7 protein-coding genes and 1 pseudogene are annotated in these 11667 nt (G+C 71.5%); 6 read left to right on the top strand and 2 right to left on the bottom strand.

What is annotated here, in order from left to right:
- Positions 1 to 51 precede the first annotated feature (51 nt).
- The 3 genes from ssb to ACFO27_RS04600 all read left to right on the top strand — a co-directional run bounded on the left by ssb (position 52) and on the right by ACFO27_RS04600 (position 2720).
- Positions 52 to 543, top strand: coding sequence for a single-stranded DNA-binding protein (gene ssb / locus ACFO27_RS04610; RefSeq protein WP_376816218.1), 492 nt, complete (start codon positions 52 to 54; stop codon positions 541 to 543).
- A gap of 32 nt (positions 544 to 575) precedes the next feature.
- Complete coding sequence (locus tag ACFO27_RS04605) at positions 576 to 1493, top strand: patatin-like phospholipase family protein (protein WP_376816217.1); 918 nt, start codon at positions 576 to 578, stop codon at positions 1491 to 1493.
- 105 nt (positions 1494 to 1598) lie between these two features.
- Positions 1599 to 2720 carry a hypothetical protein gene (locus ACFO27_RS04600; protein ID WP_376816216.1) on the top strand — a complete coding sequence of 374 codons (1122 nt, stop codon included), beginning with the start codon at positions 1599 to 1601 and terminating at the stop codon, positions 2718 to 2720.
- Positions 2721 to 2792: 72 nt separating this feature from the next.
- On the opposite strand, the gene ACFO27_RS04595 is transcribed toward ACFO27_RS04600, so the two are convergent.
- Complete coding sequence (locus ACFO27_RS04595) at positions 2793 to 3332, bottom strand: cyanophycin metabolism-associated DUF1854 family protein (protein WP_376816215.1); 540 nt, start codon at positions 3330 to 3332, stop codon at positions 2793 to 2795.
- Complete coding sequence (locus ACFO27_RS04590) at positions 3322 to 5574, bottom strand: cyanophycin metabolism-associated ABC transporter (protein ID WP_376816214.1); 2253 nt, start codon at positions 5572 to 5574, stop codon at positions 3322 to 3324. Before ACFO27_RS04590 ends, ACFO27_RS04595 begins: the two co-directional genes overlap by 11 nt.
- A 324-nt stretch (positions 5575 to 5898) precedes the next feature.
- Between ACFO27_RS04590 and ACFO27_RS04585 the strand changes: the two are divergent.
- The 3 genes and pseudogenes from ACFO27_RS04585 to ACFO27_RS04575 all read left to right on the top strand — a co-directional run.
- Positions 5899 to 8049: pseudogene (locus ACFO27_RS04585) on the top strand (cyanophycin synthetase); the annotation flags it as partial.
- Positions 8050 to 8143: 94 nt separating this feature from the next.
- Positions 8144 to 10774 (top strand): cyanophycin synthetase, encoded by a 2631-nt coding sequence (gene cphA / locus ACFO27_RS04580; RefSeq protein ID WP_376816213.1) that lies wholly within the window; start codon positions 8144 to 8146, stop codon positions 10772 to 10774.
- Positions 10761 to 11627, top strand: a complete 867-nt coding sequence (locus ACFO27_RS04575) for a peptidoglycan DD-metalloendopeptidase family protein (RefSeq protein ID WP_376816212.1) — start codon at positions 10761 to 10763, stop codon at positions 11625 to 11627. Before cphA ends, ACFO27_RS04575 begins: the two co-directional genes overlap by 14 nt.
- Positions 11628 to 11667: the final 40 nt, after the last annotated feature.

Genomic DNA, 11667 nt, shown 5'->3' with positions numbered 1-11667 from the left:
CCGCGTCCCCGATAATGGCAGCCACATCGTTCAACTACAGGATTTTCCGCCATGGCCTCCGTCAACAAAGTCATCCTCGTCGGCAACCTGGGGCGCGACCCCGAAGTCCGCTACAGCCCGGACGGCGCCGCCATCTGCAACGTGTCCATCGCCACCACGTCCCAATGGAAGGACAAGGCCAGCGGCGAGCGCCGGGAAGAAACCGAATGGCACCGCGTGGTGTTCTACAACCGCCTGGCCGAGATCGCCGGCGAATACCTGAAGAAAGGCCGCTCGGTCTACGTCGAGGGCCGCCTGAAGACCCGCAAGTGGCAGGACAAGGAAACCGGCGCCGACCGCTACAGCACCGAAATCGTCGCCGACCAGATGCAGATGCTGGGCGGGCGCGACAGCGGCGGCGAGATGGGCGGCGGCGATTCGGGCGGCTTCTCCCAGCCGCCGGCCCGGCGCGCGCCGCAGCAGCAACAGCAACCGCGTCCCGCCGCCCCGGCGGCGGCCCCGGCCAGCAACCTGGCCGACATGGACGACGACATTCCGTTCTGAAACCTCCCGACGGGTTCCGGGGAAGAGCCGCCATGCGCGTCTCCCAGCCCAGGATCGGACTGGCCCTCGGCAGCGGGTCGGCGCGCGGCTGGTCGCACATCGGCATCATCCGCATCCTGGAAGAGGCCGGCATCGTCCCGGACATCGTGTGCGGGACTTCGATCGGCGCGCTGGTCGGCGCGGCCTACGCGGACGGCCAGCTGGAAAAGTTCGAGGCCTGGGTCCGGAGCCTGACCTGGCAGGGCGTGGTGGGCCTGCTGGATTTCACCGTCAGCGGCGGCCTGATCCCCGGCGAGAAGCTGTTTTCCTTCCTGCGCTCGCACCTGGACGACAAGACGATCGACAGCCTGCCCAAGGTCTACGGGGCGGTCGCCACCGAACTGGCGACGGGGCGGGAAGTCTGGCTGCGCGAGGGCTCCGTCATCGACGCCGTGCGCGCCTCGGCCGCCTTGCCGGGCCTGTTCACGCCCGCGCGGCGCGAGGAGCGCCTGCTGGTCGACGGCGCGCTGGTGAATCCGGTGCCCGTATCCCTGTGCCGCGCGATGGGGGCGGACATCGTCATCGCGGTGGACCTGAATTCGGACCTGATCGGACGGCGCCTCAAGCCGGACGAGGCGCGCCAGGCGTCCGAGGCCGCGGTGCCCGGCGCCCTCGCGTCCGTGCTGAGCAGGCTGCCGCTGGGACTCGGGGGCGCGCGGGGCGGGGCGCCGTCGGCGGACATGCCGTCGATCTTCGACGTGCTGAGCCTCAGCCTGAACATCATGCAGGTGCGCATCACGCGGGGCCGCCTCGCGGGGGAGCCGGCGGACGTGCTGATCCGGCCCCGGCTGGCGGATTTCGCCCTGATGGACTATCACCGCGCGTCGATCGCGATCGACGAGGGCGAGCGGGCGGCGCGGCGGGCGCTGCCGGAATTGCGGGACGTGATCGGCCGGACCCAGGATGGGTGACGGCGGTCTTTCCGCATGCGGACGGCGCGGTATCCATAGGTTACAGCCGCGCCGGCCGCTTCTCTTTAGCATGATGCTTTTCTTTTTCGAGCGAAGGCGGCGGCCGTGAATGCGATTGCTGGTGTGCGGATCCGTGGCCCCCTGGCGGGCGCTGGCGCCGATGGCCTGTCGGCCTGGCTGTCCGATGGGCGTTGGGCCGCCGCTGTCGAGGAAACGCGCGGGATCGACGCCCAGGGGGCGTACCGGGATTTCCGCCTGGCCCGCGATGCGGCCGGGCGCTGGGCGCCGGACGGCGACACGACCGGGATCGCGCGGACCCTGGCGCTGGACCCGGAAGCGCACGAGCCGGACCTGGAAAAAGAGATCTTCGTCGCCCTGCTGCTGTCGCCCGTGCGTTTCGATTTTCCCAGCGTGGCGGAATGGGCCGCGGCCGTGCGCGTGCGCCGCCGCATCGTCCAGGCCGCCCGGCGCACGGTGCTGGCCTTCGACACCGAGCAGGCCGAGCGCCCCGACTGCTGGTCCTGGACCGAGGAAACCGGCTTCATCCTGAAACCGGGCCACGAACTGATCCCCTCGCTCGAACGCACGCTCTGGCCGGACCTGTCGGGCCGGCTGTTCTCCTTCTCGTGCTACCGGGCGACGGAATACGTGCTCCTGCTGGCGCTGGCCCAGGAGCTGGCCGAGAGCCATCCGTCCGCCCTGGCGGCGCTGCAATGCCAATGGCGGACGCGGGCGATCCAGTCGGGCGCCTTCCACGACGTGTTCCTGCGGGAATACGGATCGCTGCAGGCCCCGCTGCCGTCCCGCTACTACGTCCCGGGCGACCGGCTGTGGTTCCGCAATCCCGACGCCGCCTCGGCCGAGGTCGAGGGCTACGAGGGATCCTGGGTGTTCTACCTGGGCTCGGGCCGCTTCACGAATTTCTGGAAGCCCGACCAGCCCTACACCCTGGTGTCGAAGTGCGTGGAGCTCCATCACTGGCGCGACGGCCTGCGCCGGGACGGCGCCCGCGCGTGGATGGACGAATCGGTGGTCGAGGCCCGCGTGGCCGAGTCCCTGGCCGATCCGGCGGCGACGTCCCGCATCCTGGAGCGCATGATGCGCTTGCGCGATCCAGGCGGCGTGTATGCCGAGGGTGGCTGCATCGACGCTTCGCGCGAGGCGCTGCGCTGCCTGCTGCCCGGCACCTGGGACCTGGGGCTGCCGAGCCTGGCGGCCGCCGTCTGAACGGCTCGCGGGCGCGAAGCCGCAGGGAGACGCGGCCCGCGGCCGTCCGATGCGGGAACCGCCCGGCGCGGTCTACAGGAAATGATCCAGGATGCGGCGGCTGGCCTTGTCCAGCGCCGCCGTGTCGCGCACCAGGAACTGCACGCCGTGGGCGTCGACGATCAGCAGGGACGAGGCCGGCAGGCGGCGGATGTCCTCCTCGGCCTTCAGGGTCAGGCGGGTCGGTCCCCGGTCCGTGTCCACGTCCCAGTGGCTGGGCGTCGCCCAGGTCGAGGCGTGGCGGATGCGCAGGATTTCCGGCCTGAATTCCCGCTGGGCCAGTTCCTCGTCCAGCAGGCGCCGCGTCTCGGCCGGCAGCGCGTCCAGGCGTTCGATCCAGGCCAGTTCCGGGCCCTGCGCGCCGACCAGGGCGATGCCCTCGTCGGGCGCGGTGAAGGGAAAGCCGCGGACCGGCGTCACCGGTGTGTCGGGCTGTCCGGCGCGGACCAGCATCAGCCGGCCGAAGGCGTCGCGCGCCAGCGACCAGTCCGGGCGGACGGGTGCCGGACCGGCCGCCTGGCGGGCCGGTGAAAGGCGGGCGCCGGCATCCGCCGGCAGGGTGTCAGGGCGCATCCGGGGCCTCCTCGGCGTCGTCGTCGGCCTCGTCCCAGCCGGGAGGATCCACCGGGGACTGGCCCTGCAACTGGGCCCGATGGAGGCGGGCGTAGGCGCCGTCGCGGGCCAGCAGTTCCTCGTGGCGGCCGATCTCCACGATCCGTCCGCGGTCCATGACCACCAGGCGGTCGGCCTCGCGCAGCGTGCTGAGGCGGTGGGCGATGGAGATCGTCGTGCGGCCCCGCACCAGGTTGTCCAGCGCCTTCTGGATCTCGTTTTCCGTGGTGGTGTCCACGGACGAGGTGGCCTCGTCCAGGATCAGGATGGGCGGGTCGATCAGCAGCGCGCGGGCGATGGAGATGCGCTGGCGTTCCCCGCCGGACAGAGCCTGGCCGCGTTCGCCGACCAGCGAGTCGTAGCCGTGCGGCAGGCGCAGGATGAATTCGTGGGCATGGGCGGCGCGGGCGGCGGCGACGATCTCCGCGCGGGTGGCGTCCGGGCGTCCGTAGGCGATGTTCTCCGCCACCGTGCCGTAGAACAGGAAGGGCTCCTGCAGCACCAGGCCGATGTGGCGGCGGTAGTCGGCGATGGCGTAGCGGCGGATGTCCGTGCCGTCCAGGCGGATCGAGCCGCCGGATACGTCGTAGAAGCGGCAGATCAGGTTGACCAGGGTGCTCTTGCCCGAGCCGCTGTGGCCGACCAGGCCGACCATCTCGCCCGGGGCGATGTCCAGGCTCAGGTCGTGGATCACCGTGCGGCTGCCGTAGCGGAAGCTGACGTGGCTGAGCTCGATGCGGCCCTGGACGTGTTCGGCGCGGTGCGGCTCGGCGGGTTCCGGCACGCTGGAGACGTGGTCGAGGATGTCGAAGATGCGCTTGGCGCCGGCCGCGGCCCGCTGGGTGGTCGAGACGATGCGGCTCATCGAATCCAGGCGCACGTAGAAGCGGCTGATGTAGGCCAGGAACGCGGTCAGCACGCCGACGGTGATCGAGCCCCGGGACACCAGCCAGATGCCGAAGATCCACACCACCAGCAGGCCCAGTTCCGTCAGCAGCGTGACCGTGGGCGTGAACAGGGACCAGAGGGCGTTGACGCGGTCGTTGATGGCCAGGTTGCGGTCGTTGGCTTCGCGGAAGCGCGCGACTTCCCGGCGTTCCTGGGCGAAGGCCTTGACCACCCGGATGCCGGGGATGGTGTCGGCCAGCACGTTGGTGATGTCCGACCAGACGCGGTCGGCTTTCTCGAAGCCGTGGCGCAGGCGGTCGCGCACCCAGTGGATCATCCAGAGGATGAGCGGCAGCGGCGCCAGGGTCGCCAGCGCCAGTACCGGATCGATCGTCAGCAGCACGGCCGCCGTCATCGCGATCATGAGCACGTCGGTGACGAAGTCCAGCAGGTGCAGGGACAGGAACAGGCAGATGCGGTCGGATTCCGAGCCGATGCGGGCGATCAGGTCGCCGGTGCGCTTGCCGCCGAAGTACTGCAGGGACAGTTGCTGCAGATGCTGATAGGTGGCGGTGCGCAGGTCGGCGCCGATGCGTTCGCTGACCCAGGCCAGGATGGCGCTGCGCGCCCAGCCCAGTCCCCAGGCGAGGATCGAGGAGGCCAGCAGGCCGCCCAGGTAGAGCGTCACCAGGCGATAGTCGATCGGGACTCCATTCTGGAACGGGATCAGCACGTCGTCCATCAGCGGCATGGTGAGATAGGGCGGGACCAGCGAGGCCGCCGTGGCCGCCAGGGTCAGGGCCAGGCCGGCGGCCAGTTGCCGCCCGTAGGGGCGGGCGAAGCGCCACAGGCGGAACAGGGAACTGGCGCGCGGTGCGGCCGGCGCCGGGGCGGTGGCGGGCGCGTCGGCGGGCGCGCCGGGCCGCGCCGGGTCGCGCAGCGCCTGCCAGGCGGCGGCCAGGCGCTGGGCCTCGGGCTGGCGTTCCAGCGTGTAGCGCCAGCGCGACAGGCGGGCATGGCCGTCGGCCAGCTCCAGGCTGCCCACGCCGGCGTGGTCCTGCAGCCGCGCCTCCAGGTCGGGGCGCAGCGGCCAGGAACGGCTGGCCTGGGCATCGGTCCCGCAGGACAGCCAGCGGCGGTCGGTCAGGACGATCAGCCCGTCGCCGTAGCGCAGGTGGGCGTCCAGGTCGGTGCGCAGCCAGCCCAGGACGCGTTCGCCGGCGGCCAGTTGCGCGGCCAGGACGACGCGCCACGGCTCGGGCAGGCCCGGCGGGCACGGATCGGCCGGCGAGGAATCGGAGGAAGGGCCCTGCATGAATGGAGGTGGTCGGGAGGGGAGGGGAAGGTCGCGGATCGGGGGGCGGGATCGGGCAGTATTCAGGGGCCTGTCAGCGCGATTTCAGGGCATTGTCAGCGCACGAAATCGCGTCACAATTTTCAACGTTTTTTTCATGCCGCGCAATAACGGCGAGATTAATATGTGTGCCGATGTTTTTCAGCGGCCCCTGAAAAAGGCCCCCGCGCTGCGCCTTCGGCTTGCTGCCCCTCCTCCACAAGGGGGCGGGTCTTGGGGCGGCCCGGCGGCAAAAAAAGCGGCCGTTTTCGCCGGTTCCGGCACCCCCTGACGCATGGTTCGATCATGAACAATAATGATATTGAGTTTCTCAATATGGTGCATTTGCGGGGGCCGAACATCTGGGCCTACCGGCCCGTCATCGAGGCGCTGGTGGACATCCACGACCTCGAGGACTGCCCGTCCAATCTCATCCCCGGTTTCTACGAGCGTCTGAGCGCCTGGCTGCCGTCCCTGGTCGAGCACCGCTGCAGCGTGGGCGAGCGCGGCGGCTTCCTCAAGCGGGTGCGCGAGGGAACCTGGCCGGCCCACATCCTGGAGCACGTCACGCTGGAATTGCAGAGCCTGGCCGGCATGCCGGGCGGGCTGGGGCGCGCGCGGGAAACGCCGTTGCGCGGCGTCTACAAGGTGATCGTGCGCGCCTGGCACGAACCGCTGACGCGCGAGGCGCTGCACATCGCGCGCGACCTGGTGATGGCCGCCATCGAGGACCGGCCCTTCGACGTGGCGGGCGCGGTCGAGCGGCTGAAGGACCTGGCCGATACCCTGAGCCTCGGGCCCAGCACGGCGTGCATCGTCGACGCGGCCGACGACCGCGACATCCCGGCGATCCGCCTGAGCGACGCCAATCTGTTGCAATTGGGCTACGGCGCCCGCCAGCAGCGGATCTGGACCGCGGAAACCAGCCGCACCAGCGCCATCGCGGAAAGCATTTCGCGCGACAAGGACCTGACCCGCCGGCTGCTGCAGGCCTGCGGCGTGCCGGTACCCGAGGGCCGCCTGGTCGACAGCGCCGCCGATGCCTGGGACGTGGCCCGGGAACTGGGGCTGCCGGTGGTGGTCAAGCCCTCGGACGGCAACCATGGACGCGGCGTCTTCACCTGCCTGAACACGCGCGAGCAGATCGAGGCCGCCTATGCCGTGGCGGTGGACGAGGGCAGCGGCGTCATGGTCGAACGATTCATCCAGGGCGACGAGCACCGCCTGCTGGTGGTGGGCGGCCGCGTGGTGGCCGCCGCGCGTGGCGAGGCCGCGATGGTGGTGGGCGACGGGACGTCCACCGTGCTGCAGCTGATCGAAAGCCAGCTCAATTCCGATCCCCGCCGCGGCCGCGACGAGGACCATCCCCTGAATTTCATCCGCCTGGATTCGGCGGCCCGCCTGGAACTGGAGCGCCAGGGCCTGCACGGCGACGCCGTCCCCGAGCGCGGCCGGGCGGTGCTCGTGCAGCGCAGCGGCAACGTGTCCATCGACGTCACCGACGAGGTGCATCCCGATGTGGCCGAGCAGGTGGCGCTGGCGGCCCGCGTGGTCGGGCTGGACATCGCCGGGGTCGACCTGGTGGCGCGCGACATTTCCCGGCCCCTGGCCGAGCAGGGGGCGGCCATCGTCGAGGTCAACGCCGGCCCCGGCCTGCTGATGCACCTGAAGCCCGCCGTGGGCACGCCCCGGCCGGTCGGCCGCGCCATCATCGACGATCTGTTCCCCGCGCCCGAGGACGGGCGCATCCCGGTGATCGGGATCAGCGGCAGCCGGCGCACCGCGCCGGTCGCGCACCTGGTCGCCCACCTGCTGCGCCTGACCGGGCGCGTGGTGGGCCTGGCTTCGTCCGAGGGGCTGTTCATGGGGGCGACGCAGGTGACGGCGCAGGATTCCGCCCACTGGGAGGCCGGGCGCCGCGTCCTGCTGAACCGGGCGGTCGAATACGCCGTGATCGAGAACGGCGGCCGCGCCATCCTGGGCGAGGGCCTGGCCTACGACCGCTGCCAGGTCGGCGTGGTCACCGGCATCGATCCGGACGCGACCTGGCCCGAGTTCTACATGGAAACGCCGGACCAGCTGGCGCGGATCTTCCGCACCCAGGTGGACGTCGTCCTGCCGGGCGGAGCGGCCGTCCTGAACGCGGACGACCCCCTGACGGCGGAACTGGCGCCGCTGTGCGACGGGACCGTGCTGTTCTACGGGCTGGACCCCGACGGAGAGGCCCTGCGTGCCCATCTGGACGGCGGCGGGCGCGCCGTGTCCGTGCACGGAGGCGTGGCGGTGCTGGCCGAAGGCGGGATCCAGATCCCGGTGATCGGCCTGGACGAACTCGCCCCGGCCATCGACGCCGACGGTCCGGCGCCGGTGCTGGCGGCCCTGGCCGTGGCCTGGGCGCTGGGAATGGACGTCGAGCGCATGCGTGTCGGCCTGCGCATCTGGAACGCCCGCCAGCTGCCTGACGAGCCGCCGCTCGCCGCCTGATTCCTTCCGGGTCCGGCGGGATGGCCGCCGGGCCCCACCCCCTCACCCTCCAAGGACATTGGTCATCATGGAAGTCTCCCGAGTCCGGGCCCTGCGCGGGCCCAATCTGTGGTCGCGCCAGACCGCGATCGAGGCCATCGTCGCCTGCTCCGAGAGCGAGCGCGCGATCGGCGACATGGAGGCGTTCGAAACGCGCCTGCGCGCCCGTTTTCCGGACATCGACCTGCCCCGGCCCCCGGGCCTGGAGGGCGTCCATTCGCTGGCGCACATCCTGGCGGTCGCGGCCCTGCGGCTGCAGACCCAGGCGGGCTGCCCGGTGGCCTTCTGCCGCACCGCGCAGACCCTGGAGCCGGGCATCTACCAGGTGGTGATCGAGTACGTCGAGGAAGCCGTCGGCCGCCTGGCGTTCGACCAGGCGCTGGCGCTGTGCATGGCCACGCTGCGCGACGAGCCTTTCGACCCGGGCGCGGTGATCGCCGAACTGAAGGCCCTGTACGAGGACGTGCGGCTGGGCCCCAGCACCGGCTCCATCGTGCAGGCCGCCGTGCGCAGGGGCATCCCGTACCGGCGGCTCACCGAGGGCAGCCTGGTGCAGTTCGGCTGGGGGTGCCGCCAGCGCCGCATCCAGGCGGCCGAGACCGACGCCAGCGGGGCCATCGCCGAGGCCATCGCCCAGGACAAGGCTCTGACCAAGGCGCTGCTCGCCTCGGCAGGCGTCTCCGTGCCCCGGGGCCGCTGCGTGGAAGATGCCGAGGACGCCTGGGCGGCCGCCCGGGAAATCGGCGGGCCCGTGGTGGTCAAGCCGCTGGACGGCAACCAGGGCAAGGGCGTGGCCGTGAACGTGCAGGGACGCGAGCCGGTGATGGCCGCCTATGCCGTGGCCCGCGCCCATGGCTCGGGCGTGCTGGTGGAACGCTATTTCCCCGGCCATGACTTCCGCCTGCTGGTGGTGGGCGACCGCCTGGTCGCGGCGGCGCGGCGCGATCCGCCCCAGGTGGTGGGCGACGGCCACCGCACCATCGCGGAACTGGTCGAGCAGATCAACCAGGACCCGCTGCGCGGCGAGGGCCACGGCACGTCGCTGACGCGCATCCGGCTCGACGAAATCGCCCTGAACACGATGGCCGCCCAGGGCTGCGGTCCCGATTCGGTGCCGGCGCCCGGCGTCTGCGTGGTGCTGCGCAACAACGCCAACCTGAGCACGGGCGGGACCGCCACGGACGTGACCGACCACGTGCACCCGGACCTGGCCGCCAGCGCCGTCATGGCGGCGCGCATGGTGGGCCTGGACGTCTGCGGCATCGACCTGGTGAGCCGGGACGTCTACCAGCCGCTGACGGCGGAAACCGGCTGCTTCGTCGAGGTCAACGCGGCGCCCGGCCTGCGCATGCACCTGAACCCGTCCTTCGGCACGGGGCGCGACGTGGGCGCCGCCATCATCGACATGCTGTTCCCCCCCGGCGAGACCGGCCGCATCCCGGTGGCGGCGGTGACGGGCACCAACGGCAAGACCACGACCGTGCGCCTGCTCGCGCATTTGTGCGCCCAGTCGGGCGCCTGCGTGGGCATGACCAATTCCGACGGCGTCTACGTCGGCGGCCGGCGCATCGACACGGGCGACTGCAGCGGGCCGCGCAGCGCGCGCAACGTGCTGCTGCACCCGGGCGTGGACATGGCGGTCTTCGAGACCGCGCGCGGCGGCATCCTGCGCGAGGGCCTGGGCTTCGACCGCTGCGACGTGGCCGTGGTGACCAACATCGGGATCGGCGACCACCTGGGGCTGAACTACATCAGCACGGTCGAGGACCTGGCCATCGTCAAGCGCGTTATCGTCGAGAACGTGGCGCCGACGGGCATGGCCGTCCTCAACGCCCAGGACCCCATCGTCGCCCAGATGGCGTCCGGCTGCCCCGGCCGGGTCACCTTCTTCGCCCGCGACGGCCGCCATCCGGTGATCGAGACCCATCGGGCCCAGGGAGGCCGGGTGGCGTTCGTGGACCAGGGCGACCTGGTGTTCGCGGAAGCCGGCGCCGAGACGCGCATCGAGCTGGCGGCCGTGCCCCTGACCCGCGCCGGCTGCATCGGCTTCCAGGTCGAGAACGCCATGGCCGCCGCCGCCGCGGCCTGGGCCCTGGGCGTGGACTGGGTGCGCATCCAGGCGGGCCTGGCCTCGTTCGTCAACGACGCCGGGACCGTGCCGGGCCGCTTCAACGTGTTCGACCATCGGGGCGCCACTCTGATCGCCGACTACGGCCACAACCCGGACGCGATCCTGGCGCTGGCGGAGGCCGTCGAGACCATGCCCGCGCGGCGCCGCACCGTGGTGATCAGCGGAGCGGGGGACCGGCGCGACCAGGACATCCGGCGCCAGACGGAGATCCTGGGCGACGTGTTCGACACGGTCGTCCTGTACCAGGACCAGTGCCAGCGCGGGCGCGGCGACGGCGAGGTCCTGGCCCTGCTGCGCGAAGGCCTGGGAGCGGCCCGGCGCATGAGCCGCCTGGAAGAGATCCACGGCGAATTCCTGGCCATCGACGCCGCGCTGGACGGCCTGGAGCCCGGCGACCTGTGCCTGATCCTGATCGACCAGGTCGAGGAGGCCCTGGCCCACATCGCCCGCCGGATCGAGCCCTGGAGCAATGATGTGGCTACAATTCCCGCCAAAGAGGGCATATTGCGAGCGCATGCATATCAGTAGTCCGAGACTGTCCCGCCTGGCCGGCGGCCTGGCGCTGCTGGCCGCGGCCCTGGCGGCCCTGCCGGCCGGCGCGCGGGGCTATATCGGCCGTACGCTCGACACGCCCGTGCCGGGCGGCGTGGCGGTGGTGTCCCTCGGGGACGGCGGCCAGGCGCCGCGGGCCAGCTATGAAGGCCGGCGCGTCCTGGTGGTCCGCGACAGCGACGGGCAGTGGATCGCCCTGGTGGGCATTCCCCTGGGCACCAGGCCGGGGCGCCAGTCCCTGCGGGTGCAGGGCGGCCCGGCGGCCCCGTTCGAGGTCCGCGCCAAGCAATACGCGGCCCAGCACATCACGCTGAAGAACCGCCGGCAGGTCACGCCCGACCCCGACGATCTGAAGCGGATCCAGCGCGAACTCGACCTGCAGCTGGCCGCCTATCGCACGTACCGGGACGGCGTCGTGCCGAGCAACGTCATGCTCGACCGCCCCGTCGCCGGCGGACGCCTGTCCAGCCCGTTCGGCCTGCGGCGCTTCTTCAACGGCGAGGAACGCAATCCTCATTCGGGCCTGGATTTCGCCGTGCCGGCCGGCACGCCCGTCAAGGCGCCGGCCGCCGGGCGGGTGACGCTGGTGGGGGATTATTTCTTCAACGGCAAGACCGTGTTCATCGACCATGGACAGGGCTTCGTCAGCATGTTCTGCCACCTGTCGGCCATCGGCGTGAAGGCGGGCGACGAAGTCGCGCGCGGCGCCGTGGTGGGCAGGGTGGGCGCGACCGGCCGCGCCACGGGGCCGCATCTGCACTGGAACGTCAGCCTGAACGACGCGCGTGTGGATCCCGCCATTTTCATCGGGGCCGCGCGGCGGCCGTAGCCGGCGTGCCCGTGCGATCTTCCGGTGGGCGGCCCATGGC

It is taken from the genome of Castellaniella denitrificans, from assembly GCF_042653765.1.
Taxonomy (GTDB): Bacteria; Pseudomonadota; Gammaproteobacteria; order Burkholderiales; family Burkholderiaceae_B; genus Castellaniella; species Castellaniella denitrificans.
This window is presented reverse-complemented; position numbering and strand designations above follow the sequence as displayed.